The organism is Pandoraea cepalis (genome assembly GCF_902459625.1).
Classification (GTDB): domain Bacteria; phylum Pseudomonadota; class Gammaproteobacteria; order Burkholderiales; family Burkholderiaceae; genus Pandoraea; species Pandoraea cepalis.
Genome location: NZ_CABPRY010000001.1, coordinates 1,021,071 through 1,044,976 on the forward strand (window position 1 = coordinate 1,021,071; position 23,906 = coordinate 1,044,976).

A 23,906-nucleotide genomic window follows, 5' to 3' on the forward strand; every position below is an offset into this window, starting at 1 on the left:
CTAGCGCGTGGGGGCGGTGTCGATGACCGAGGGGCGCGCAGACATGCGTTCGAAGTGATCGGCCAGATTGGGGTGTGCGTCGCGCCAGGCGATCTCCGGAAACCGGAAATCGAGGTAGCCGAGCGCACAGACGACGGCCACATCGGCCAGCGTGAGGCGGTTGCTCGCGCACCACTGGCGTTCGTCGAGTCCAAGCGCCATTGCTCGCAGCGCTTCGTCGATCTTGCTGCGCTGGCGGTCGATGAGCGCCTGCGAGCGCGAGGCTTCGTCGTGGAACATCGCCTCGACGCGAATCTGCACGGCGGCGTCCGTCACGCCATCGGCGAGGGCCTCCCAGCAGCGCACTTCGGCGCGTTCGCGGCCCGAAGGGGGGATGAGCTTGCCCACCGGAGAGAGCGTATCGAGGTACTCGCAGATCACGCGCGAGTCGAACACGGCTTCGCCGTCCTCCATGACCAGACACGGCACTTTGCCCAGCGGGTTGGACTGCTGGATGCGCGTGTCGTCGGCCCACACGTTCTCCAGCTCGAGCTTGTAGTCGAGCTTCTTCTCAGCCAGCACAATGCGGACCTTGCGAACGTAGGGACTGGCGAGGGCACCGATCAACTTCATGTGAATCCTTGATAAATCGCGGTAGGGCGGGGGAGAGTATAACGTGGGCTCCGGGCTGTCGCGCATGCGTGTTGCGTATGCCGCAGCACGGGGCGAGCCCTGCCCGAATTGCGGTGAAATCGATTCGTCCCGGGATGGGCGAGGCCGAGAATGGTAAAATGCTGGCCTTTCCGAGTTGGCGGCTCGCCGGCTCCCCCGATTTTCTTTTTCGGTGCCCAGTGCCATGTCCGACGAATTCTCCCCATTGACCGCGCTTTCTCCGCTCGACGGCCGTTATGCCAGCAAGACCGACGCCCTGCGTCCGTGGCTGTCCGAAGCGGCGTTCATGCGCCACCGCGTGACGGTCGAGATCCATTGGCTGATCGCCCTGTCCAAGGCCGGTTTCGCCGAAATCGCCCCGTTCTCGGCCGAAGCGGAGACGTTCCTGCTGAGCCTGGCCACCCAGTTCTCGAACGCCGATGCGCAGCGCATCAAGGACATCGAGAAGGTCACGAACCACGACGTGAAGGCTGTCGAGTATTGGCTCAAGGAGAAGGTGCAGGGCCAGGCGGAACTCGAAAAGGCGAGCGAATTCATCCACTTCGCCTGCACGTCGGAAGATATCAACAACACCTCGCACGGCTTGATGATCAAGGGCGCGCGCGACAAGGTCGTCGTGCCCGCGCTCGAATCGCTGGTCGCCAAGCTTGGCGAGCTGGCACGCGAACATGCCGCTCAGCCGATGCTCTCGCGCACGCACGGTCAACCGGCGTCGCCGACCACGCTTGGCAAGGAACTCGCGAACGTGGCCGTACGACTGGCCCGCGCGCTGGAGCGCGTTCGCCGCGTCGAGTTGCTCGCCAAAATGAACGGTGCGGTCGGTAACTACAACGCCCACCTCTCGGCCTACCCGGACTACGATTGGGAAGCCTTCTCGAAGGCCGTGATCGAGCAGCGCCTGGGCCTGACGTTCAACCCGTACACGATCCAGATCGAGCCGCACGATTACATGGCCGAGCTGTTCGACGCCGTTGCGCGTGCCAACACCATCCTGCTCGACCTGAACCGCGATATCTGGGGTTACATCTCGGTCGGCTACTTCAAGCAGAAGACCAAGGCCGGCGAGATCGGTTCGTCGACCATGCCGCACAAGGTCAACCCGATCGATTTCGAGAATTCGGAAGGCAACCTCGGTCTGGCGAACGCCGTGCTGCGCCATCTGGCCGACAAGCTGCCGGTGTCGCGCTGGCAGCGAGACCTGACCGACTCGACCGTGCTGCGTAACATCGGCGTGGCGTTCGGCTATAGTCTGCTGGCGTACGACTCGTGCAAGCGGGGCCTGGACAAGCTCGAAGTCAATCCGCAGCGTCTGAACGACGATCTCGACAACACGTGGGAAGTGCTGGCCGAGCCGGTACAGACCGTGATGCGCCGCTTCGGCATTCCCAACCCGTACGAGCAGCTCAAGGAGCTGACGCGCGGCAAGGGCATCACGCGCGAGGCGTTGCAGGACTTCATCAAGCAACTGGCCATTCCGGAAGATGCGAAGGCGCGTCTGCTGCAAATGACGCCGGCGAACTACATCGGTATCGCCGAATCGCTCGCCAAACGGGTCTGAGCGCGTCCAGCACGCCTCCACCGCTTCAATGAAGCAACAAAGCGGGCCGCATCTGCGGCCCGTTTTGCATGGTGACGACCGCATCGATCACGGCGAGGAGGGCGGGGCGGTCATGGCAATGCGCACCGCGATGGCCAAGGCCAACGCGACCGGGGCACGGCGTTCGCGCGCCGCACACGCGAAAAAAAACCGCCGGACATGCCGGCGGTCTTCCTGACGCAGCGCAGTGAGTCGGTCAGACTCGGGCGCCGAAGTTCGGGTCGTTGCGATCGACGCCTTCTTCACCATCCTTGTTGCTGTGCTTGATGAGGTCTTCACGCTTCACGCCGAGCCACATCGCAATGGCCGCGGCCACGAACACCGACGAGTAGATACCGAACAGAATACCCACGGTCAGGGCGAGCGCGAAATAGTGCAGCGTCTGTCCACCGAAGAAGAACATCGACAGCACCATCATTTCCGTGCTCGCGTGCGTGATGATCGTACGCGACATGGTCGTTGTGATGGCGTGGTCGATCACCTCGCGCACCGTCGCCTTGCGCATCTTGCGGAACGTCTCGCGAATCCGGTCGAAGATCACGACCGATTCGTTCACCGAGTAGCCGAGCACGGCCAGCACGCCCGCCAGCACCGCCAGCGAGAACTCCCACTGGAAGTAGGCGAAGAAGCCCAGAATGATCACCACGTCGTGCAGGTTGGCGATCACGCCGGCCACCGCGAACTTCCATTCGAAGCGGAAGGACAGGTAGATGATGATGCCGATGACCACGAAGGTCAGCGCCAGCAGGCCATCCGTGAACAACTCGTGGCCGATCTGCGGACCGACGAATTCCACGCGACGCAATTGCACATCGGGGGCGTCGGCCTTCAGGGCGGACATCACGGCGTCGCTTTGCTGTGCACTGGTGACCTGCTTGCCGTCAGAACCGTTCTGGATCGGCAGGCGGATCATCACGTCGCGCGAGGTGCCGAAGCTCTGCACCTGCACGTCGCGATAGCCCAGCTTGCCGACTTCGCCACGGATCTTCTCGAGATCGGCCGCCTGCGAGTAGGCCACTTCCATGACCGTGCCGCCGGTGAACTCGATCGACATGTGCAGGCCCCGCGTGAGCAGGAAGAACACCGCCGCCACGAACGTGAGCGCCGAGATGATGTTGAAGATCAGGGCGTGCCGCATGAACGGCACGTCTTTCTTGATGCGGAAAAATTCCATGACTGTTTCCTCTCGCGCCTGCGGTTATTGCTCGCCTGCGTCGGGTGCGTTTTTCGCACCGTCCGGGCGCCAGACCTGACCGATCGCCAGCGTCTTGAGCTTGCGACGGCCGCCGTACCACAGGTTGACCAGACCGCGCGAGAAGAACACGGCCGAGAACATCGAGGTCAGAATACCCAGGCAGTGCACCACGGCGAACGCGCGCACCGGGCCCGAACCGAACGCCAGCAACGCCAGACCAGCGATCAGCGTGGTCACGTTCGAGTCCAGAATCGTCGCCCAGGCATGCTCGAAGCCCAGCGAAATCGCCTTCTGTGCCGACGCACCCGCGCGCAATTCTTCGCGAATGCGTTCGTTGATCAGCACGTTCGCGTCGATGGCCATACCGAGTGTGAGCGCGATAGCGGCAATCCCCGGCAGCGTGAGCGTGGCTTGCATCATCGAGAGCACGGCCACCAGCAGCAACAGGTTGAACAGCAGGGCGATCACCGAGAACACGCCGAACAGCATGTAGTACGCCATCATGAACAACGCGATGGCGATCAGGCCGTACATCACCGAGTCGACACCCTTATGCACGTTATCGGCGCCCAGGCTCGGGCCGATCGTGCGTTCTTCGATGATCTCCATCGGGGCGGCCAGCGAACCGGCGCGCAGCAGCAGTGCCAGGTCGTTGGCGCCCTGCGCCGAACCCATGCCGGTGATCTGGAAGCTCTGGCCCAGTTCGCTGCGGATGTTCGCCACCGTCAGCACTTCGCCCTTGCCCTTCTCGAACAGCACGATGGCCATCGGCTTGCCGATGTTGTCGCGCGAGACGTCGCGCAGCACACGGCCGCCGGCGGCATCGAGCTTGATGCTGACCGACGGTTGCTGGTGATCGTCGAAGCCCGCGGACGCGCTGGTGATGCGATCGCCGCTGAAGATCACCTGACGCTTGAGCATCACCGGCGCGCCGTTGCCGTGCAGGAACAGTTCGTCCTGCGGCGGCACCGGCGTGTCAGCCGTGATGAGGCGCGGGGCGTCCGGATCGACCAGACGCGCTTCGAGCGTTGCCGTACGGCCGATGATGTCCTTCGCCTTGGCCGTGTCCTGCACGCCGGGCAACTGCACGACGATACGGTCCGGGCCTTCCTGCTGAATCACCGGCTCGGCCACACCGAGTTCGTTCACCCGGTTATGCAGTGTGACGATGTTCTGCTTGACGGCGTTGTCCTGTACCGCGCGACGGGCCGCTTCCGTGAAGGCGCCCACGACCTTGAACGTCCCGTTCGGGCCGGCTTGCGTCGTGTAGGACAGATCGGGCAGCCCGTCGGTCAGGGCACCGCGGGCGCGCTCGGCGTCGTTCTGGTCGCTGAAGACGGCTTCGATGCCAGTGTCCGTACGCGTCACGCCGTTGTGGCGGATGTTCTTGTCGCGCAGCAGCGTGCGGGCATCGGCGGCGCTCGCGTCCAGGCGCTTGGTGATGGCGCCGGCCATGTCGACTTGCAGCAGGAAGTGCACCCCGCCACGCAGGTCGAGACCGAGATACATCGGCAGCGCGTGGATTCGGGTGAGCCATTCCGGCGAGGCCGAGAGCAGGTTGAGCGCGACGACGTAGGTCGGGTCCGTCGGGTCGCTGTTCAGCGCCGTCTGGAGCATGTCCTTGGCCCGCAATTGCGTGTCGGTGTCGGCGAAGCGAATGCGCACGCTCGGGTTGTTGCCCGTGCTGTCGAACACGGCGCCTTGATAAGCGATGTTCTGCGCCTTGAGCGCGTCTTCGGCGCGCGCGAGCGTTGAGGCATCGACCTTGACGGTCGCCTTGACGCTGGAAATCTGTACCGCCGGTGTTTCACCGAACAGGTTGGGCAGCGTATAGAACACCCCGATGGCAAGCGCCACCAGAATGAGGATGTACTTCCAGAGAGGATAGCGATTCATAGCAGCGGGCTAGGGTGATGCCTCGTGGCAAACCGTGCTTCAGACCGGCTGGCATGGCAACGTGGGTCGCCACGGCCGGCGTCGCCATGCACGGCGGCCGCCGTTGAAGGCGGCCGCGTGCAGTGGCGCGAAGGCTCAGAGCGCCTTGATGGTGCCCTTCGGCAGCAGGGTGGTGATCGCACCCTTCTGCACGTTGATTTCGACGTTTTCAGCGATCTCCACGGTCACGAAGGTCTCGCCGACCTTCGAGATGCGACCGGCCAGGCCGCCCGAGGTCACGACTTCGTCGCCCTTGGCGAGGGCCGACAGCATGTTGCGCGTTTCTTTCTGGCGCTTCATTTGCGGACGGATCATGATGAAGTACAGCACCACGAACATCAGCACCAGCGGCAGGAAGCTCATCAGGTTGCTGGTCGGGCTCGCGGCGCCTGCCGTCTGAGCGAAGGCATTGGAAATCAGCACGTTCGGTTCTCCTTATGTAAGACGTGTAAAAGCCGCGTGTGGCCGGAGCTCCGGACACGCGCGGCGTGTGTTTCGGTGCGTGGATGCAGGATCCAAGCCCGGCATTTTACCACTGCCCAACCCCGGTCTCCGGGGTTTCGGTGCCCGCTGGCGCGCGCCGCCCGTCAATGCACGCCGCGCGCGCGATCGGCCCGGAACTGGGCGACGAAAGCGTCGAAACGGTGCGCTTCGATGGCATCCCGGATTTCCTGCATCAGCGTGAGATAGTAATGCAGGTTGTGGATGGTGTTGAGCCGCGCGCCCAGAATTTCCCCGGCTCGCTGCAAATGGTGCAGGTAGGCGCGCGAGAAGTTTCGACAGGCGTAACAGCCGCAAGTTTCGTCCAGAGGGCGCGTATCGGTCTTGTGCGACGCGTTGCGGATCTTCAGATCGCCGAATCGCGTGAAGAGCCAGCCATTGCGGGCGTTACGCGTGGGCATCACGCAGTCGAACATGTCGACGCCCGCCGCCACGCCAGCCACGAGGTCCTCCGGCGTGCCGACCCCCATCAGGTAATGGGGTTTGTTCGCCGGCAGCCGCGGCGCCACGTGCTGGAGCACGCGCATCATATCTTCCTTCGGCTCACCCACCGACAACCCGCCGATCGCATAGCCGTGAAAGTCCAGTTCCGACAACCCGGCGAGCGACTCGTCGCGCAAATGTTCGTACATGCCGCCTTGCACGATCCCGAACAGCGCATTCGGGTTATCGAGACGGTTGAATTCGTCGATGGAGCGCTTGGCCCAGCGCATCGACATGCGCATCGACTGGCCGGCCTCGACTTCCGTGGCCGGGCGGCCGTCGATCTCGTACGGCGTGCATTCGTCGAACTGCATGACGATGTCCGAATTGAGCACGTGCTGGATCTGCATCGAGATTTCGGGCGAGAGGAAGAGACGGTCGCCATTCACGGGTGACGCGAACTTCACCCCGTCTTCGCTGATCTTGCGCAGCTCACCGAGGCTGAATACCTGAAAACCGCCGGAATCCGTGAGAATCGGACGATCCCAGCCCATGAAGCGATGCAGCCCGCCGTGGGCGGCGATCGTCTCCAGCCCGGGGCGCAGCCAAAGGTGGAAGGTATTGCCGAGGATGATCTGGGCGTTGTTCTCGACCAATTCGGCCGGCGACATCGCCTTGACCGAGCCGTAGGTGCCGACCGGCATGAAGATAGGTGTCTCGACCACGCCATGGTTGAGCGTGACGCGCCCCCGGCGGGCTTGTCCGTCGGTGGTGATGAGTTCGAACTTGAGCATGTGTCGTGCGCCCCGGCACCACCGGCAACACAAGCCGGCGCCCGCACAGGACGTCAAATAAGCGGCCGGCGCCCCATGCGCGGCCAAGCCGCTATTGTACCGGGTCGCACGGCCGTCGATCCAACGGCCGTGCCGCGTCAGGCGGCGGCTTTCGGCGCGTCGTGAGGCGCCACGCGCGAGAGGATCATCGCGTCGCCGTAGCTGAAGAAGCGGTAGCGCTGCTCGATCGCATGCCGGTAGGCCGAGCGGATCGTCTCCATCCCCGAGAACGCCGACACCAGCATGAGCAAGGTCGATTTGGGCAGGTGGAAGTTGGTAATGAGCCGGTCGACCAATTGGAAACGGTAGCCCGGCGTGATGAAAATGTCCGTCTCGGCGCTGCCGGCGCGCAAGGTGCCCGGCGCGCCGCCCGCAGCCAGCGTGGCTTGCGCGGCCGACTCCAGGGCACGCATCGATGTCGTGCCGACCGCGACGACGCGGCCGCCACGCGCGCGGGTGGCGGCGATGGCGTCGACCAGCGACGGCGTGATTTCGTACCACTCCGAGTGCATCTTGTGTTCGCCGATGTTCTCCACGCGCACCGGCTGGAACGTGCCGGCGCCGACGTGCAGCGTGAGTGTGGCGCGGTGCACGCCCAGTGCGTCGAGGCGGGCGAAGAGGCCGTCGTCGAAATGCAGCCCGGCGGTCGGCGCGGCGACCGCGCCCGGGTTGCGCGCATAGACGGTCTGGTAGCGCGTTTCGTCGGCGGCGTCGGCGTCGTGCGCGATGTAGGGGGGCAGCGGCAGGCGGCCGTAGGTCTCCAGCAGCGTATAGCAGTCGTCCGGGAAGTGCAGCGTGTAGAACGGTTCGACGCGCTCGCCAACGGTCACGTCGAACGCATCGGCCAGATGCAGCACGGTGCCGGGCGTCGGGCTCTTGCTCGCCCGGATCTGCGCGAGCACGGTGCGGTTGTCGATGACACGCTCGACGAGCACCTCGATCTTGCCGCCGCTCGCCTTCTGGCCGAACAGGCGCGCCTTGATGACACGGGTGTCGTTGAACACCAGCAGGTCGCCAGGGGCGAGCAGGCCGGGCAGATCGGCGAAGCGCCGGTCGTACAGATGCGGCGGCGTGACGCTGCCGTCGACCTCCAGCAGGCGGCTGGCGGTGCGCTCGGCAAGCGCGGTCTGCGCGATCAGTTCGGGCGGCAGGTCGAAATCGAAATCGGAAAGGGTATACATCAGCGTTTACAATGCGTAGCAACCGACATTTTACTTGGTTCGTCCGAAGGCCTGCCGGCACGGTGTGCGCCTCACGGCCGAACGTCCCCGACTCGCGACTGCATGACCGAACGCAGAATGCCCGCCACCGCGCCTGACGACACCCCCGCCGACCTCGTGGATCTTGCCGATGCCGCCGGTGCACAGGCCGATGTCGCGCCACGTCCCGCCGCGAAGCGCGGTCGGCGCCCGGCGGCGCCGGCTCAGGCGCCGACAGGGGAGGGCGAAGCGGCCCCCGCCCGGTCCGCCCAGTCCGCCACGTCCGCGAAGTCACCGAAAAACGCGAAGGCCGCCGCGCGCAAGACGACCGGCTCGGGCACGGCCGATAAGCTCGCCAAGCTCGGCCTGAAGCGCGACATCGATCTGATACTGCATCTGCCGATGCGCTACGAGGACGAAACCACCCTGCGCAAGATCGGCGAAGTACTGCCGAGCGAACTGGCGCAGGTGGAGGGCGTCGTCACGTCAAGCGACGTGGCCTACCGACCGCGCCGTCAGTGGGTCGTACGTATTGCGGACGACGGCCACGAACTCGTGCTGCGTTTTCTGAATTTCTACGGCAGCCAGCAGAAGCAACTCGCCGTTGGCACGCGTGTGCGGGTGCGTGGCGAAGTGCGTGGCGGCTTCTTCGGATTGGAGATGGTCCACCCCGCGTATCGCGTGGTGCAGGACGCCGCCGCGCCGCTGCCAGAGTCCCTCACGCCGGTGTACCCGAGCGCGGCGGGCCTGTCGCAAGCGTATCTGCGCAAAGCGATCCACAACGCGATGGAGCGCACGCCGTTACCGGAGTTGCTGCCGCCAGGACTGCTCCAGCGTGTCATGGGGCCCGAGCATCCGCTCCCCGCGTTGTCCGACGCCGTCCACCTTCTGCACGCGCCTCCGCCCAACGTGTCCGAGACAGCGCTTGTCGAGCGCTCGCATCCGGCATGGCTGCGCATCAAGTGCGAGGAATTGCTCGCGCAGCAACTGTCGCTCAAACGGGCACAGGCCGCGCGTCGCCGGCTTGCGGCCCCTGCGCTCGGCGCCCGTGTGCCGGGGGGCCTGCTCGAACGTTTCGAGGCGGCGCTGCCGTTTCGCCTGACCGGCGCCCAGCAACGCGTGTGGGCCGAGATCCGCGCCGATCTTGCCGAGCCCCATCCGATGCAGCGCCTGCTTCAGGGCGACGTGGGCAGCGGCAAGACGATCGTTGCGGCGCTGGCCGCGGCACAGGCCATCGACGCGGGGTATCAGGCGGCGATCATGGCGCCGACCGAAATCCTTGCGGAGCAGCATCTGCGCAAACTCTCGGGCTGGCTTGCACCGTTGGGCGTCGAGGTCGCGTGGCTGGCAGGCAGCATGAAGGCGAAGGAAAAGCGCGAGGCCCTCGCGCGCGTGGCGAGCGGCGACGCGCAACTGGTCATCGGCACGCACGCCATCATTCAGGACACCGTCACGTTCGCGCGGCTGGGCATGGCCGTCGTCGACGAGCAGCATCGGTTTGGCGTGGCACAGCGTCTGGCGCTGCGCAGCAAGATGCAAACCGCCGGCATGGGCGGCAACGCCATGCCGCACCAGTTGATGATGAGCGCGACGCCCATTCCGCGAACGCTCGCGATGACGTACTACGCCGATCTTGACGTTTCCGTGATCGACGAGTTGCCGCCGGGCCGCAGTCCCGTCGTCACCAAGCTGATCAGTGACACGCGGCGCCCGGAGGTGATCGAACGCGTGCGGGCGGCGGCACTGGCCGGCCGTCAGGTGTACTGGGTTTGTCCGCTGATCGAGGAGAGCGAGGCGCTGCAATTGCAGACGGCCGTCGACACGCATGCCCAACTGGTCGCAGCACTGCCCGAGTTGCGCGTGGGACTCGTGCACGGGCGGCTCGCGCCGGCGGAGAAGGCGGCCGTGATGGACGACTTCACGCGTGGCGACACGCATCTGCTGGTGGCGACCACGGTCATCGAAGTGGGCGTGGACGTGCCCAACGCGTCGCTGATGGTGATCGAGCACGCCGAGCGCTTTGGGCTCGCGCAACTGCACCAGTTGCGCGGACGCGTCGGGCGCGGCTCGGCGGAATCGGTGTGCCTGCTGATGTATGCGTCACCGTTGTCGATGGGCGCGAAGGCGCGTTTGCAGACGATGCGCGAGACCACCGACGGTTTTGTCATTGCGCGGCGCGATCTGGAAATCCGCGGCCCGGGCGAATTTCTCGGCGCGCGGCAGTCGGGCGCGGCGATGTTGCGCTTCGTCGATCTGAACGAGGACGCCTGGTTGATCCCGGGCGCACAGGAAGCGGCCGATGTGCTGCTCGCATCGCATCCCGGCGCCGTGGCGGCGCACCTGGAGCGCTGGCTCGGGGCGCGGGAGGACTATCTTAAGGCATGACCCCGGTGTCCGCGCGACGATAGGGGGCCGGGCATCAACGGAAACATCAGGGCGCGCATCAACGCGGACGTCGACCGAAAACGGGCAATGGCCGCTCGATTGTGCTATAAAAAACAAAATCTATCGATTGCGGTAATTCGATTAATTTACACAGGTTAGGACGACATGACCCTCACGGAACTCAAGTACATCGTGGCGGTGGCGCGCGAACGCCATTTCGGTCGCGCAGCGGAAGCCTGTTTCGTCAGCCAGCCGACGCTCTCGGTGGCCATCAAGAAGCTCGAAGACGAACTGAACGTGCAGATTTTCGAGCGTGGCGCCGCCGAAGTGAGCGTGACGCCGCTCGGCGAGCAGATCGTTGCCCAGGCGCAGCGAGTGCTCGAGCAGACGATCGCCATCAAGGAAATCGCCAAGCAGGGGCGCGATCCGCTTGCCGGGCCGCTGCGCCTGGGCGTGATCTACACGATCGGACCGTATCTGCTGCCGTCCCTCGTCAAACAGATGATCGAGACCACCCCGCAGATGCCGCTCATGCTGCAGGAGAACTACACGCTCAAGCTTATCGAACTGCTCAAGCAGGGCGAAATCGATGCAGCGGTCATGGCGCTGCCGTTCCCGGAGAGCGGCCTGATGGTGCGCCCGCTTTACGACGAGCCGTTCGTCGTGGCGCTGCCGCGTTCGCATCCGTGGTCTGAGCGAGAGCACATCGACGCCGGCGATCTCAAGCAGGAGACGATGCTGCTGCTGGGCAGTGGACATTGTTTCCGCGATCACGTGCTGGGTGTGTGTCCGGAGCTGATGCGCTTCTCGCAGAATGCCGACGGTATCCAGAAGACGTTCGAAGGCTCCTCGCTGGAGACCATTCGCCATATGGTCGCGAGTGGCGTAGGCATCACCGTGCTGCCGAAGACGTCGGTGCCCGAGACGCAGGCGCCCGACAGTCTGCTGCGCTATGTGCCGTTCTCGGCGCCGGTGCCTGACCGTCGCGTCGTGCTGGCGTGGCGCAAGAGCTTCACGCGGCTGCCTGCCATCGACGCCGTGGCGCAAGCCATCGCCCGATGCCATCTGCCGGGCGTGATTCCCCTCGATCTGCCGGCAACGTCGAACTGATACGCCGGGCCCCACCCGTTCCGTTACCGCTTGAAGGCGCAATACGCCGGCGCTTGGCGCTGCGGCGTATTGTTTTTGGCTATTGAATGCATAAAAACGATTAACTCGACCGTTTTCATAAGGCGAATTAGTCTTATAGGCCGAGACGCCCGGCAAGTCATGACCGGGCGTGTCGACTACGGCCAGAAGGCGCGTATGGCGGCAATGCCGTAGGCCCCGGCGTGGCGCGCGCTCGACAAGGCGTCGTCCCGCATGCCGCCGAGGGCGAACACCGGCAGCGACGTTTGCGCGGCGAGCGCGGTGAACGCGGGCCAGCCAAGCGGCTTGGCGTGCGGATGCGTCGCGGTGACGAGCACGGGCGAGAGCGTAATGAAGTCGAGGCCCAGACGCGTGGCGCGTTCGATCTGTGCAGCGTTGTGACACGCGGCGCTGACAAGCTTCCAGCCCGCGGGACGCGCATCGCAGACCATGAGCCGCGCGCTCGTCAGATGCCAGCCGTCTGCCTGTGGGACAGTACTGGCATGCACGCCGTTCGGTGCGTCGAGCCAGAGATCCGCAACGCTTTGCGGCGGGTTGAGGATAAGTTGCGCACCTGCCGCATGGGTCAATGCCAGGGCGCTCTCTGCCAAGGCCCGGTAGCTGTCGGCATCGAGCGAACGATTGCGAAGCTGTACCAGACGGATGCCGCGGGCGAGTGCTTGCGCGAGTTGTGACGCGAACCCGGCGATCTGTGTGCGCGTCGCGATATCGGGCGTCACCAGGAGTTGGCGCGGCAGAGGCGTCTGAGCGGGAGACGTGGCACGGTCCACGTTGTCGTGCGCGGCCGGGCGGTCGGGCATCGACAGGCGGTAGGCGGAATCTGCGGGGTCAGCGGACATGCGCGCAGTGTAACCGGAATGCCAGCGCGCACGTCTCGAGGAAAGTACGGAGAGCGCTCGCGCGAAATATCGGCGGGTGAGAGGCATCACATTCAGACGTGCCGGGTATCGTCACACGATCCCGATAGACTGGACCGATGCCTGCCGAAGCCGGGATTCGTCGGCCTGCGCCGGCATTTTCATTTCAGTCCAGTGTGCCCCCACAGTACGACGGGGGCACCATCACCAACGGAGTCGGATCATGGCAAAGAAGAACAACGTGGCTAGCGTGAACATCGGCATCAGCGAGAAGGATCGCAAGCGTATCGTCGAAGGATTGAGCCATCTGCTGGCCGACACCTACACGCTTTACCTGAAGACGCACAACTTCCATTGGAATGTGACCGGTCCGATGTTCAACACGCTGCATCTGATGTTCGAAGGCCAGTACAACGAACTCGCCCTGGCCGTCGACCTGATTGCCGAGCGTATTCGCGCGTTGGGTTACCCGGCGCCGGGGACCTACAAGGAGTTTGCGAAGCTGTCGTCGATTCCCGAAGCCGACGGTGTGCCGGCTGCCGAAGAAATGATTCGCCAATTGGTCGAAGGGCAGGAAGCGGTGACCCGCACCGCGCGCGGCATTTTCCCGACGGTCGACGCCGCCTCCGACGAGCCGACCGCCGACCTGCTCACGCAACGCATGCAATTGCACGAAAAGAACGCATGGATGCTGCGTAGCCTGCTGGCCTGAGCGCGTAACACCCGCCCCGCTATCGGACGGGAAATGTCATAGAGAAAGGGTGCGCAGGGCGGTGCAGTCCAGTACACTGGCCGGATGTCCCTCGATTGGCTTGCCCGCACCCTTCTCGTCAGCCTGTTCCTGCCGCCGGTTAATGTACTGCTGCTAGCGGGTTTCGCCGTCGCCATCGGGCGGCGCTGTCCGCGTGTTGGCAAAACGCTGGCGGTCGTCGCGATACTTGCGCTATGGGTACAGGCGATGCCTTGGTTCGGCCGGCAATTGGCTCGACCGCTTGAGGCCGGAACCCCAATCGATCTCAAGTCGCTCGATGCCGCGCGCGGGTCGGCCGCCGAAGCGGCGACGCTGCCGCAGGCAGTCGTGATTCTCGGTGGCGGCGCGACCCGGCACGCGCCAGAATTCGGGCGTGACAGCGGTGCCGATGTGAACGACGCAACATTGGCCCGCGTGCGTTATGGCACGCTGCTCGCGCGTCGCACGCAGTTGCCGGTGCTCGTCTCGGGCGGCAGTCCGACCGGCGAAGTGGTCGAGGCGCGCATGATGGCCCAAGTCGCGACCGAAGAGTTTGGTGTCCCGGTGCGCTGGATCGAAGGACAATCGTTGAATACGGCGCAAAACGCCACCTTCAGCGCGCGTATGCTGGCGAACGTCGGCGTGTCGCGCGTCTATCTGGTCACGAGCGCCTGGCATATGCGCCGGGCCCGCGACCAGTTCGAACGTGCTGGACTTACGGTGGTACCCGCACCGTGTTGCAATGCAAACGCGTTCGAACCGGATGTTATCCCTGGCTGGTGGCCCACCGTCGGTGGCTTGCGCACCACGCATCAGGCGCTGCGCGAATGGATGGCCCTGGCCGTGGGGCATTGAGCTTTTCCTTTCCTTGTCGATGCCACGAAGTACCGGCGTCTCAGACGGGATGACGAACGAATCGGGGTCGCGCACGAATGTGGGCTCCTTGAATTGCCAACCTCAAACGAGAGAGACGTATGAAGACGAAAGCTGTCCTGAGCGTTGAAGACGTGCAGAAGATCAACGCCGCCGCCGTGGCCGAAGCCACCGCGAACGGTTGGAACGTGTGCATCACGATCGTCGACGACGGCGGTCACGCGCTGTCGCTATATCGTATGGACGGTGCGGCCCCCAGCACGGCCATGATGTCCCTGGGTAAGGCGCAGACCTCCGCGGTCGGCCGCCGTGAAAGCGGCGCGTTCGAGGAAATGATCAATGGCGGCCGCTTTGCGTTCCTGAGCGCGCCGAACACCGCGATGCTCGAAGGCGGCGTGCCCATCGTGGTCGACGGCAACGTGATTGGCGCGGTCGGTGTGTCCGGTGTGAAGTCGACGCAGGATGCCCAGATCGCGCGGGCTGGGATCGCGGCGCTCAAGCGCGCCTGAGCGCCTCGGGGCACTCGCCCGCCTCCGCAGGTACGCAGGGACAAAAAGCATCGTCGATGAGTTCGGCGATGCTTTTTTTTTCGACGGCACCAAAGAAAAACCCGTCCTCGCGGACGGGTCAAAGGCTTGTCAGGCCGGATGGCCACCCCCTGAGGCTTGTCAGGCTGGGCCACGAGGAGAACATCAATGAAACTCGCGTGGACGGACAAAAAAGCGGCTTGGCTGGCGTGCAACGCAGGTAGAGAGGGGCTTGCCGTAACTACATGGGAGTGCGTTGCATTCGCTGGCTACTGCCAAACACCTCTTAGGCGAGGTGGTCCCCACAAAACTCGGTAACGGGGGCGGCACGGTCGTGGTCGTGCCACCGCCAAAATTCGTGACGGATTGCGTGTCTTATTTCGTCAGGATCAACTTGCCGTACCGCGTGGCGCGCAACTGATACGTCTGTCCGTTGTGCAGGATGTTCACGCATTGCGTGCCTTGCAGCAGGTGATCGCTCGTGAGCGCGCGGCCCGTGGTGTGGCTGGCCGATTTGGCCGTTTGCGCACGTGACGCCGACAACGTGCGGCGCGGCTCCATGGCGGGCAGGGTCTGGCGGGCAGGGGTGTGGCTTGCGGTCATCTCGCTCATCCGTGTGGCTGACTATGAGACAGATATTAAATGAGAATCATTACTATTTACATTGAAATATGGCTATTGTTGTGAATTGTGAATAGTGAATGACTAATCGAGGATTCGCCGGACGGTGACACGCCACGCCCGGCGAATCGCTTGCTGATGACCGCTCAGCCCAGCGCGCCTTGTTCGGCGAGCGCCCGGATCTGCCCGACGGTGTCGATGTCGGCCTCACGATAGGCGGACTTCACGAACTCGCTATAGCGCGTGTCTGCCGTGGCGGCGTCTTCCTGCAGTGTGGTGCTGTAGGTGAAGCGCACGAAGTAATGCGTCGGCGTCGGCTCTTCGATACGCATGGTGAGGGTGCCACCCGCGTGCTGATCGGTTGCCGCCGTCTCGTAGCGCACCCACTGCTGGGCCTCGAAGACGACCCGGTCGTGCACCACCGCTTCGCCGAAACGCAGCTCGCGGGTCAGCGAGTCGTCGGTGCGTTCGTGCACGATGCACTTGTCGAGTCCGAGCACGAAAGTCTCCGGTTGCTCGGCGCGCAGCACGAGACCGCGCCACAGTTGATCGCGCGTCAACGCGAAGGCCAGCGGATTCAGGAGGTCGTTGACCTCGATCAGGTGTTCGTACTGCAAGAAAGTCTCCCCGTCCATCGGTGCGGGCCGGCATGCGGTGACAGCATGCCGGCGTCGCGCCGAATATTACTCGACCAACATACTGTCGATGGCAATGGTGCCCGATAACACCTTGTGAATTGGGCACGCATTCGCGATTTCCAAGAGGCGCTGACGCTGCTCCTCCGACAAATCTCCGGCCAGTTCGATTTTGCGCGTGATTTGCGTGGTCCCGACGGGCGGTTTGCCGTCCGGATTCATCGCGAGCGTCACGGTCACTTCCTTGAGCGGCCATTCCTTGCGCCGCGCATACATCTGCAACGTGATCGAGGTGCAGGCGCCGAGACTGGAAAGCAGCAACGCCGCAGGGGCGGGACCGAGGTCTCCGCCGCCGAGCGCCGCGGGCTCGTCGGCCAGCCATTCGTGCTTGCCGTCCGAGAGAGGCGTGGTAAAACCTGCGGCGCCCAAATGGGCGGTGACTATCGCTTCTGCAGCCATGGCAGCTCCTGTGGGGGCCAAATGAACGTTAGGGTGAACGTCACGGAACGTATCGGAAGAGGATGAGAACGGCCCGGTGAAGAGGTCGAGCCACAACGCACTCTGCGTGCCATTGTGACCCAAATTCACCGGGCCGGTACGAACGGCAGGGATCTGCCCGACGCCGCCGCCTCAGTCGGTGTTGCTCGAGGCCGGAATCCGTCCCATGCGGCCTGCCTGGAAGTCGAGAATCGCCTGACGAATCTCGCCCTCCGTGTTCATCACGAACGGGCCGTAGCGGGCCACCGGCTCACCCAGCGGCTTGCCGCCGATCAGCAGGAACGACATCGGTCTGTCGCTGACGTTGCGCACGGCAATGCGCTCGCCGGCGTCGCCGAATACGACCATCTGATGCGTCTTGGCCACGGTGGCATCGTCGCCGAATTGCCCTTCGCCGTCGATCACGTAGGCGAACACGTTGAAGTCCGTGGGCACCGAATGATCGAGCACTCCCTGCGATTGCAGCGTGAAGTGCTGGTACAGGATCGGCGTGCGCGTTTCGATGGCGGCGCGCGTGCCCAGTGCCTCGCCCGCAATCACGCGCACCGACACTTTGCCGTCTTCGCTGGTCGCGCTCGGGATGCCGGCCGCCGGCAGTTCCTGGTAGCGCGGCGTCATCATCTTGTCCGTGCGCGGCAGGTTCACCCAGAGCTGGAAGCCGTGCATCTCGCCGCCGCGCTGCTGAAAGGCCTGCGAGGGCATTTCGGAGTGGATGACGCCCGCACCGGCCGTCATCCACTGCACGTCGCCCGGCGTGAGCTTGCCCGCGTGGCCTTGTGAGTCGCGATGCTCCATTTCGCCGGCGAGCAAGTACGTCACGGTCTCGAAGCCGCGGTGCGGGTGATCGGGAGCGCCCTTGGCGTCGCCGGGGGCGACTTGCATTGGCCCCATTTCGTCGAGCAGGAGGAACGGATCGAAGTCCGCCATCATGCGCGTGGGGAACGGGCGATTGACGTGAAAGCCGGCGCCTTCCTGCGTTTGCGCTGCCGTGAAGACGCGGGCGATCGGGCGGGCGGACGGGGTGCTCATGGGGAAACCTCCTGTGGGGGCGCATGCCGAGATGGCGTTGTGCGTCCAATGTCGTGCCCAAACTATATCGGGGCGCATGGCTCTGGGAGTAGCCCGTAACACAGGAAGGATTGTTACCCGATTGGAACAATGCCAGCAAAACGTGGCCGTGCGGCGTGGTTTGCTACATCGATAGGCGAAAAAAAGCGCGGTGACCAGCACCGCGCTTGCGCTTGCGCGATTCGTGAACGCGTCAAACTTATTTCGTGTCGGGGGCGGTCACGAAGCCGAGTTTGGTGATGCCGGCCGTCTGCGCTTGCGACAGCACTTTGGCGACGCTCTCGTAGCGCACGTTCTTGTCGGCGAACAGGTGCAGTTCCGGCTGCGGCTGCGCTTCGGCGGCCTGCGCCAGACGCGCCTTGAGCGCGGTCTCGTCGACGACCTGCTTGTCCCAGAAGACGGTGCCGTCGGCCTGGATCGACAGATCGATCTTGGCCGGCTTGGTGTCTTCCGGCTGGCTGCTTGCCTGCGGCAGGTCGAGCTTGACCGATTGATTGAGCACCGGCAGCGTCACGATGAAGATGATCAGCAGTACCAGCATGACGTCGACGAGCGGCGTCATGTTGATCTCGCTCATCATGGCGTCGTCGGCACCGTCGTCGCTGCTGTATGAACCCATAGCCATGGCGAACTCCTTGTCTGGCGCGGCGGTTTAGCTGGCGCTGGCCGGGGTGGACTTGCGCACCGGCGAGACGTTGGTCGCGAACTGCGTCGGGTGCAGGCTGGCGCCGGTCAGGAAGTAGGCGTGCAGGCTGTGGGCAAACCGGTTGAGCTTCGACACGATGCCCTTGTTGGCGCGCGTCAGGGCGTTGAAGCCGAGCACGGCGGGAATGGCGACGAACAGACCGAAGGCGGTCATGATGAGCGCCTCGCCCACGGGGCCGGCCACTTTGTCGATCGTCGTCTGGCCCGACGCGCCGATCGCCAGCAGGGCGTGATAGATGCCCCACACCGTGCCGAACAGACCGACGAACGGTGCGGTCGAGCCGATCGACGCGAGCATGGCCAGGCCGCTTTGCAGGCGCGACACCGTGTCGTCCACCGAGTTCTTCAGGGCGCGCGTGATCCAGTCGCTCACATCCATCTTGTCGTGCAGGTGCGGCTGGCTCTGGCGGTGATGCTCCGCGGCGTCCTGACCGGCGAGGGCCAGTGCGAGGAACGGGTTGTTCTGCCCGGATTCGCCCAGCTTCTGCAGACCGGCGGAGAAATTCTCCGAGTGCCAGAAATCCGGCTCGGCGGTGCGCGTCAGGCGGCTCAGGCGGAAGACCTGGGTGCCCTTGATGAGGATGACCGTCCACGACAGCACCGACATCACCAACAACACGATCGCGATGGCTCGGGTAACGAAATCACCCTGCGCCCAGACGTGGCTCAAACCATACTCTTGCATTTTGCTTTCCTCGGGAGATCCCGTTCGTGAAGGGTTGCGTTAATTGTCGATGTTGAATCTGAACGGCTTCGTCGCTGTGGTTTCTACCGCGCGTCCGTCTTTCATCGGCGCGGCGCAGCGCATCTTGTAGGCCGATTCGATGGCGGCTTTATCGAGTCTCGGATAACCGCTCGACTTGACGATGTTTGCCTCCGCCACTCGGCCTTGCACATTGATGACCATCCTGACCGTCGCGACGCCTTCCTCACCGAGCCGGCGTGACTGCGTCGGATAGATCAGCGGCGGATCCGGGCATTCGAGCTTCAGCCCTTCGACGCGGCCTGGCGGCGCGACGGCCTGTGCCGGTGCGGGCGGTGCCGGCGGCGCGACGGGTGCCGTGTCTTTCACCGGCTCGGCACTTGGCTGCGGCGGCGCTACCGGCTCGGCCTTTTGTGCGATGGCATTAGGCGCCAATACGCGAGGCTTGGGCGGTGGCGGTGCGACCTTCGGCTTCGGAGGCTCGGGCGCGGGCTTGGGTGGGGATGCCTGCGGCGGCGCAGGTCTCGGTTGGGGCGGAACGATGGTGGCGGTGAAGACCGTCGGCACAATCGTGGCCGGCGCCGGGGCATTTCGCAGGTGCGACAGGCCCACCAGAGCGGCAATGTGGGCGACGACGATCACTGCCGCAATTGCGACGGCGCGCGGCGACATCAGCGGATCGCGGCTCGGCATGAGCGTGAGGCCAGAAGGGGGCACGGTCGACATGGTAACGGCTAGGGTACGCTAAATTGCGGCGACGAACGGCGAGCGCTGCGCGGTGCGCGATGACTCGGCGTTCGGGATAGGCCGGGACGTACGATGAAAGGAAAACCGCGCCAAGCGGCGCGGTCGGCGAACACAGTGACTGCATGAATCGAGCGCCGTGCGCGAACTCACTTTCGAAACAGAAAAAACGACAAACATAGCGTCGACACAAAGCCAATCAGGAGTTCCATTTGACACCTCCGGTGGGTGAGAAGTCGCTGGCTGGCGCTGGGCGGCACATGCGAATCGTCGCATAGGCCGCCGTTGGCTGGCGCTGTTGCCGATGCGACACTTGGCCGCAGAGGCGGTTCGGAAAAATACCAGGCAGAACACTCGGCGAAATCGATGCCGATGCCGATGCCATTAGGCAATCGGGGGAGGGCGTGACGGTGCGAGCCGTCTCAGGCGGCCAGCGCGCGTTCCCGCACGACCACGACTTCCGAGGGGCGCGTCACTTGGGCTGACTGGCAGCCACCACCGCACGAGCGGCCGCAGCACGGCGACGCACCGGACACCATTTCCTGGACATAAGGGCCGCACTTGCCGCAGCACAGTGCAACGCCGAGGTCGATCTGAAGATCTTCCATCGAGGTGGCACCGGCGTCGATGCAGGCCTTGATCTGGCGCTCGGAGACGGATTTGCAGACGCAGACGATCATGATGAAAACGTCAAAATGTAACACTAATGAGAATAATTATTATTCAAGTGATGATGTTTTGCAAGTGTCGTCGGCCTATTCCATGGTGCGAGCAGGGGTTTGCGGTCGCGGGTTCAGGCGGAAATGATGGGAAGGTTTGGGGGCGGATCGAGACTGGCTGGGCCTTCCGACGTGATCTCGGCAATGTCGGCGATCTCGATCGTCTGAACGCGTGGCGCGTTGGGCAGTAGCCGGTCGGCCATCGTCTGCAGCTCGCTCGCGTTCGCAGTGGCGAACAATTGGAGGTCGCCACGGGGGGCGGGCAGACGAGGGGCGATCAAGGCATCGGATTCGAGACGCCGCTGAAGCTGCCGGGCGATGGCCGCACCGGTGTCGATAAGGGAGAGCGTCGTGCCGAAGCGTCGCTGGATGGCTGGTATCAGGAAGGGATAGTGGGTGCAGCCGAGCACGAGCGTGTCGGCGCCTTGCGACACCATCGGTTCCACGTATCGTTCGAGCAGTGCCATGACGTCAGGTGAGTCGACATCGCCGGCTTCGATGCGCTCGACGAGCCCGTGGCCCGGCTGGCAAAGGAAGCGTTGGCCTTGTGCGGTGTGGCGCGTGAGCAGATCGGCGAACCGGGTGCTGCGCAGCGTGGCCGCGGTAGCGAGGACCCCGATTACACCGCGCTTCGACACTGCCGCTGCGGGTTTGATGCCGGGCTCGACGCCGACGACCGGCCACGAGGCATCGGCGCGAAGCGCTGCCACGCCGTGCGCCGTCGCGGTGTTACAGGCGACGACGAGTGCCTTGGCGCCGCGCTCGCGCAGCCACCGGCCGATCGCCAGACTGCGTTGTTCGATGAACGCATCGGGGCGCTCGCCGTACGGAGCGAATCGGGAGTCCGCCACATAGAGCAGGGACTCTTGCGGGAGCAGGGCGCGCACGGCCTGAAGCACCGACAGGCCACCGAGACCGGAATCGAAAACGCCAATGGGCGCGTTGGAGGGCATGGCAAACGAAAAAGGGCCGGCAAATGGCCGGCCCCGAAATTCTAGCGCAAAGCCTGCGAACCGATATCGGTGCGGCGAGGCATGGTGCGTCCGCGTGCTGCGGCGAACGGCCTTATTCGTCGAACGACGCCATGCCAGACTGCTGATAGTTCTGCAGACCGACCTTGTCGATCAGTTCGATTTGCGTTTCCAGCCAATCGATGTGCTCTTCGGTGTCGTGCAGGATCTCGTTGAAGATTTCGCGCGAGACAAAGTCCTTCACGCTTTCGCAATGGGCGATCCCTTCCTTGCAGGTCTTTTGCGAGAGGTTTTCGAGCTTCAGATCGCACTTCAGAATTTCTTCCGTGTTCTCACCGATGAGCAGCTTGTGCAGATCTTGCAGGTTGGGCAGGCCGTCGAGCATGAAGATGCGTTCGATCAGCTTGTCGGCGTGCTTCATCTCGCCGATGGACTCGTCGTACTCGTGCTTGCCGAGCTTTGCGAGGCCCCAGTGGTTGTACATCCGGGCGTGCAGAAAGTACTGGTTGATCGCCGTCAACTCGTTCGTGAGCTGCGCGTTGAGGAGTTCGAGAACTTTCTTGTCGCCTTTCATTTGGAATCCCTGCCTTGTTCGGTTTGCGAGCGGTTGAAGCGTAGCCTGAAAAGGCTGGGAAGCCAAGCCTTGCCGGGCCTTTCGTGAACCAAGGTGCAAATGGAAATGCGATCCATTCGTGCTCCTTCTTGAGAGATCGGCATGGTGCGGATCGGCGGCGAGCGGACGAAAAAAGCCCGGCGAAGGCCGGGCTCGGTCCAGCAGGCGCTGACCCGGCTGTCTGCGGCCGGGGGCAACCGGGTGTCGCGTTGTGGCGCGCTACTTCGCGCTACGTCGCTTTACGGCGCATTACTCGGCAGCGACCGGGATCTTGCCGATCTTGGCTTGCCATTCCTTCGGACCGGTCTGGTGCACCGAGACGCCGGTCGAATCGACGGCCACCGTCACGGGCATGTCCTTGACGTCGAACTCGTAGATCGCTTCCATGCCGAGGTCTTCGAACGCGAGCACGCGCGCCGCACGAATGGCCTTGGACACGAGATAAGCGGCACCGCCAACGGCCATCAGGTACGCAGCCTTGTGCTTCTTGATCGCCTCGATGGCGGCCGGGCCGCGCTCCGATTTGCCGATCATGACGGCGAGCCCCGTCTTCGAGAGCATCATGTCGGTGAACTTGTCCATGCGGGTGGACGTGGTCGGGCCCGCCGGGCCGACGACTTCGTCGCGCACCGGGTCGACCGGGCCAACGTAGTAGATCGCACGGCCGTTGAAGTCCACCGGCAGCGGCTCGCCGCGGCCGATCATGTCGGCGATGCGCTTGTGCGCCGCGTCGCGACCGGTGAGCATCTTGCCCGAGAGCAGCAGGGTCTGCCCCGGCGTCCAGCTGGCAACCTCGTCCGGCGTGAGCGTGTCCAGATCGACGCGCTTGCTGGTCTCGGTATTCGGTGCCCAGTGCACGTTCGGCCATGCGTCGAGCGACGGCGCGGCGAGGAACGACGGGCCCGAGCCGTCCAGCGTGAAGTGCGCATGACGTGTGGCCGCGCAGTTCGGGATCATGGCGACCGGCTTGGAGGCTGCGTGCGTCGGGTAGTCGAGAATCTTCACGTCGAGCACGGTCGCCAGGCCGCCCAGGCCTTGCGCGCCGATACCGAGGGCGTTGACCTTCTCGAACAACTCGATACGCAGCTCTTCGTTCCAGTTCTGCGGACCGCGTTTGATGACGTCATGGATGTCAATCGGGTCCATGAGCGATTCCTTGGCGAGCACCATGGCTTTCTCCGCCGTGCCGCCGATACCGATGCCGAGCATGCCCGGCGGGCACCAGCCGGCGCCCATCGTCGGCACCGTCTTCACGACCCAGTCGACGATCGAATCGGACGGGTTGAGCATCACGAACTTCGACTTGTTCTCAGAGCCGCCGCCCTTGGCTGCGACGGTGATGTCGACCTTGTCGCCTTCCACGATTTCGTAATGGATGACGGCGGGCGTGTTGTCCTTCGTGTTCTTTCGGCCGGCTTCGGGCGGCGCCACGATCGAGGCACGCAGCACGTTGTCCGGGTGCATGTACGCCTGACGCACGCCTTCGTTGATCATATCGGTGAGATTGCGCTTGGCGTCCCAGCGCACATTCATGCCGACCTTCACGAACACGGTCACGATGCCGGTGTCCTGGCACAGCGGGCGGCGGCCTTCGGCGCACATGCGGCTGTTGGTCAGGATCTGCGCGATGGCGTCGCGCGCGGCGGGGCTTTGCTCGGCCTCGTACGCCCGGCCCAGTGCCTGGATGTAATCGTCCGGATGGTAGTAGCTGATGTACTGAAGGGCACCGGCGACGCTCTGAATGACGTCGTCTTCTTTAATGACGGTAGACATG

General features: G+C 64.1%; 24 protein-coding genes. 6 read left to right on the top strand and 18 right to left on the bottom strand.

The genetic code is table 11. The features are described from left to right. On the bottom strand, nt 1–612 hold the full coding sequence (locus tag PCE31107_RS04695) for a glutathione S-transferase family protein (protein ID WP_130024999.1): 612 nt from the start codon (nt 610–612) through the stop codon (nt 1–3). Between the two features lie 223 nt (nt 613–835). Between PCE31107_RS04695 and purB the strand changes: the two genes are divergently transcribed. Beyond that, entirely contained in the window at nt 836–2,209 is a 1,374-nt protein-coding gene (gene purB / locus PCE31107_RS04700) for an adenylosuccinate lyase (protein WP_130025000.1), read from the top strand. A gap of 235 nt (nt 2,210–2,444) precedes the next feature. On the opposite strand, the gene secF is transcribed toward purB, so the two are convergent. The 5 genes from secF to queA form a co-directional block, all read right to left on the bottom strand. After that, complete coding sequence (gene secF / locus PCE31107_RS04705) at nt 2,445–3,422, bottom strand: protein translocase subunit SecF (RefSeq protein WP_130025002.1); 978 nt, start codon at nt 3,420–3,422, stop codon at nt 2,445–2,447. Between the two features lie 24 nt (nt 3,423–3,446). Then, nucleotides 3,447–5,339 (bottom strand): protein translocase subunit SecD, encoded by a 1,893-nt coding sequence (secD, locus tag PCE31107_RS04710; protein WP_130025003.1) that lies wholly within the window; start codon nt 5,337–5,339, stop codon nt 3,447–3,449. A gap of 135 nt (nt 5,340–5,474) precedes the next feature. Beyond that, nucleotides 5,475–5,741, bottom strand: a complete 267-nt coding sequence (gene yajC / locus PCE31107_RS04715) for a preprotein translocase subunit YajC (RefSeq protein ID WP_232424572.1) — start codon at nt 5,739–5,741, stop codon at nt 5,475–5,477. 224 nt (nt 5,742–5,965) lie between these two features. Next, nucleotides 5,966–7,096 (bottom strand): tRNA guanosine(34) transglycosylase Tgt, encoded by a 1,131-nt coding sequence (tgt, locus tag PCE31107_RS04720; RefSeq protein WP_150606768.1) that lies wholly within the window; start codon nt 7,094–7,096, stop codon nt 5,966–5,968. Between the two features lie 137 nt (nt 7,097–7,233). After that, nucleotides 7,234–8,316, bottom strand: coding sequence for a tRNA preQ1(34) S-adenosylmethionine ribosyltransferase-isomerase QueA (queA, locus tag PCE31107_RS04725; protein ID WP_150606770.1), 1,083 nt, complete (start codon nt 8,314–8,316; stop codon nt 7,234–7,236). A 102-nt stretch (nt 8,317–8,418) separates the two neighbouring features. On the opposite strand from queA, the gene recG reads away from it, so the two are divergent. Beyond that, the gene (gene recG, locus PCE31107_RS04730) at nt 8,419–10,719 is read left to right on the top strand and encodes an ATP-dependent DNA helicase RecG (protein ID WP_150606772.1); all 2,301 of its coding nucleotides are present in this window, start codon (nt 8,419–8,421) and stop codon (nt 10,717–10,719) included. Between the two features lie 165 nt (nt 10,720–10,884). Beyond that, on the top strand, nt 10,885–11,829 hold the full coding sequence (locus PCE31107_RS04735; RefSeq protein WP_017233103.1) for a LysR substrate-binding domain-containing protein: 945 nt from the start codon (nt 10,885–10,887) through the stop codon (nt 11,827–11,829). A 176-nt stretch (nt 11,830–12,005) separates the two neighbouring features. Here PCE31107_RS04735 and PCE31107_RS04740 read toward each other — a convergent pair whose 3' ends face one another. Then, entirely contained in the window at nt 12,006–12,707 is a 702-nt protein-coding gene (locus tag PCE31107_RS04740) for a thiamine phosphate synthase (protein WP_246181707.1), read from the bottom strand. A gap of 241 nt (nt 12,708–12,948) precedes the next feature. Between PCE31107_RS04740 and PCE31107_RS04745 the strand changes: the two genes are divergently transcribed. From PCE31107_RS04745 to PCE31107_RS04755, 3 genes are all read left to right on the top strand, one after another. Next, a complete protein-coding gene (locus tag PCE31107_RS04745; RefSeq protein ID WP_017233106.1) occupies nt 12,949–13,437 on the top strand; it encodes a Dps family protein in 489 nt (162 codons plus the stop codon). Nucleotides 13,438–13,521: 84 nt separating this feature from the next. After that, entirely contained in the window at nt 13,522–14,310 is a 789-nt protein-coding gene (locus tag PCE31107_RS04750; RefSeq protein WP_150606774.1) for a YdcF family protein, read from the top strand. A 119-nt stretch (nt 14,311–14,429) separates the two neighbouring features. Continuing rightward, a complete protein-coding gene (locus tag PCE31107_RS04755; protein WP_150606776.1) occupies nt 14,430–14,837 on the top strand; it encodes a GlcG/HbpS family heme-binding protein in 408 nt (135 codons plus the stop codon). 393 nt (nt 14,838–15,230) lie between these two features. On the opposite strand, the gene hemP is transcribed toward PCE31107_RS04755, so the two are convergent. The 11 genes from hemP to PCE31107_RS04810 all read right to left on the bottom strand — a co-directional run bounded on the left by hemP (nt 15,231) and on the right by PCE31107_RS04810 (nt 23,905). Beyond that, entirely contained in the window at nt 15,231–15,458 is a 228-nt protein-coding gene (gene hemP / locus PCE31107_RS04760) for a hemin uptake protein HemP (protein WP_370363508.1), read from the bottom strand. A gap of 164 nt (nt 15,459–15,622) precedes the next feature. Further along, nucleotides 15,623–16,093: an SRPBCC family protein gene (locus PCE31107_RS04765; RefSeq protein WP_017233110.1), complete on the bottom strand. Its 471-nt coding sequence runs from the start codon at nt 16,091–16,093 to the stop codon at nt 15,623–15,625. Between the two features lie 66 nt (nt 16,094–16,159). Next, on the bottom strand, nt 16,160–16,570 hold the full coding sequence (locus tag PCE31107_RS04770; protein WP_130025011.1) for an OsmC family protein: 411 nt from the start codon (nt 16,568–16,570) through the stop codon (nt 16,160–16,162). 171 nt (nt 16,571–16,741) lie between these two features. Next, nucleotides 16,742–17,638, bottom strand: a complete 897-nt coding sequence (locus tag PCE31107_RS04775; protein ID WP_150606778.1) for a pirin family protein — start codon at nt 17,636–17,638, stop codon at nt 16,742–16,744. 238 nt (nt 17,639–17,876) lie between these two features. Then, complete coding sequence (locus PCE31107_RS04780) at nt 17,877–18,302, bottom strand: ExbD/TolR family protein (protein WP_130025013.1); 426 nt, start codon at nt 18,300–18,302, stop codon at nt 17,877–17,879. Between the two features lie 27 nt (nt 18,303–18,329). Beyond that, complete coding sequence (locus tag PCE31107_RS04785; RefSeq protein WP_017233114.1) at nt 18,330–19,067, bottom strand: MotA/TolQ/ExbB proton channel family protein; 738 nt, start codon at nt 19,065–19,067, stop codon at nt 18,330–18,332. Between the two features lie 39 nt (nt 19,068–19,106). Further along, nucleotides 19,107–19,811 (bottom strand): energy transducer TonB, encoded by a 705-nt coding sequence (locus PCE31107_RS23775; protein WP_150606780.1) that lies wholly within the window; start codon nt 19,809–19,811, stop codon nt 19,107–19,109. 440 nt (nt 19,812–20,251) lie between these two features. Further along, nucleotides 20,252–20,509: a (2Fe-2S)-binding protein gene (locus PCE31107_RS04795; protein ID WP_150606782.1), complete on the bottom strand. Its 258-nt coding sequence runs from the start codon at nt 20,507–20,509 to the stop codon at nt 20,252–20,254. A 113-nt stretch (nt 20,510–20,622) separates the two neighbouring features. Next, nucleotides 20,623–21,501, bottom strand: coding sequence for a glutamate racemase (gene murI, locus PCE31107_RS04800; protein WP_150606784.1), 879 nt, complete (start codon nt 21,499–21,501; stop codon nt 20,623–20,625). Between the two features lie 112 nt (nt 21,502–21,613). Then, nucleotides 21,614–22,093, bottom strand: a complete 480-nt coding sequence (bfr, locus tag PCE31107_RS04805; protein WP_150606786.1) for a bacterioferritin — start codon at nt 22,091–22,093, stop codon at nt 21,614–21,616. 288 nt (nt 22,094–22,381) lie between these two features. Next, on the bottom strand, nt 22,382–23,905 hold the full coding sequence (locus tag PCE31107_RS04810; protein WP_130025018.1) for a fumarate hydratase: 1,524 nt from the start codon (nt 23,903–23,905) through the stop codon (nt 22,382–22,384). Nucleotide 23,906: the final 1 nt, after the last annotated feature.

Coding starts and splice junctions, on each gene's coding strand:
- PCE31107_RS04770 (WP_130025011.1), bottom strand. CDS start 16,570: ATGGCTGCAGAAGCGATAGTCACCGCCCATTTGGGCGCCGCAGGTTTT.
- PCE31107_RS04740 (WP_246181707.1), bottom strand. CDS start 12,707: ATGTCCGCTGACCCCGCAGATTCCGCCTACCGCCTGTCGATGCCCGAC.
- murI (WP_150606784.1), bottom strand. CDS start 21,501: ATGCCCTCCAACGCGCCCATTGGCGTTTTCGATTCCGGTCTCGGTGGC.
- PCE31107_RS04775 (WP_150606778.1), bottom strand. CDS start 17,638: ATGAGCACCCCGTCCGCCCGCCCGATCGCCCGCGTCTTCACGGCAGCG.
- PCE31107_RS04795 (WP_150606782.1), bottom strand. CDS start 20,509: ATGATCGTCTGCGTCTGCAAATCCGTCTCCGAGCGCCAGATCAAGGCC.
- tgt (WP_150606768.1), bottom strand. CDS start 7,096: ATGCTCAAGTTCGAACTCATCACCACCGACGGACAAGCCCGCCGGGGG.
- PCE31107_RS04750 (WP_150606774.1), top strand. CDS start 13,522: ATGTCCCTCGATTGGCTTGCCCGCACCCTTCTCGTCAGCCTGTTCCTG.
- PCE31107_RS23775 (WP_150606780.1), bottom strand. CDS start 19,811: ATGTCGACCGTGCCCCCTTCTGGCCTCACGCTCATGCCGAGCCGCGAT.
- PCE31107_RS04810 (WP_130025018.1), bottom strand. CDS start 23,905: ATGTCTACCGTCATTAAAGAAGACGACGTCATTCAGAGCGTCGCCGGT.
- secF (WP_130025002.1), bottom strand. CDS start 3,422: ATGGAATTTTTCCGCATCAAGAAAGACGTGCCGTTCATGCGGCACGCC.
- hemP (WP_370363508.1), bottom strand. CDS start 15,458: ATGACCGCAAGCCACACCCCTGCCCGCCAGACCCTGCCCGCCATGGAG.
- PCE31107_RS04780 (WP_130025013.1), bottom strand. CDS start 18,302: ATGGCTATGGGTTCATACAGCAGCGACGACGGTGCCGACGACGCCATG.
- yajC (WP_232424572.1), bottom strand. CDS start 5,741: ATGAGCTTCCTGCCGCTGGTGCTGATGTTCGTGGTGCTGTACTTCATC.
- purB (WP_130025000.1), top strand. CDS start 836: ATGTCCGACGAATTCTCCCCATTGACCGCGCTTTCTCCGCTCGACGGC.
- PCE31107_RS04695 (WP_130024999.1), bottom strand. CDS start 612: ATGAAGTTGATCGGTGCCCTCGCCAGTCCCTACGTTCGCAAGGTCCGC.
- PCE31107_RS04755 (WP_150606776.1), top strand. CDS start 14,430: ATGAAGACGAAAGCTGTCCTGAGCGTTGAAGACGTGCAGAAGATCAAC.
- PCE31107_RS04745 (WP_017233106.1), top strand. CDS start 12,949: ATGGCAAAGAAGAACAACGTGGCTAGCGTGAACATCGGCATCAGCGAG.
- queA (WP_150606770.1), bottom strand. CDS start 8,316: ATGTATACCCTTTCCGATTTCGATTTCGACCTGCCGCCCGAACTGATC.
- bfr (WP_150606786.1), bottom strand. CDS start 22,093: ATGAAAGGCGACAAGAAAGTTCTCGAACTCCTCAACGCGCAGCTCACG.
- recG (WP_150606772.1), top strand. CDS start 8,419: ATGACCGAACGCAGAATGCCCGCCACCGCGCCTGACGACACCCCCGCC.
- PCE31107_RS04735 (WP_017233103.1), top strand. CDS start 10,885: ATGACCCTCACGGAACTCAAGTACATCGTGGCGGTGGCGCGCGAACGC.
- PCE31107_RS04785 (WP_017233114.1), bottom strand. CDS start 19,067: ATGCAAGAGTATGGTTTGAGCCACGTCTGGGCGCAGGGTGATTTCGTT.
- secD (WP_130025003.1), bottom strand. CDS start 5,339: ATGAATCGCTATCCTCTCTGGAAGTACATCCTCATTCTGGTGGCGCTT.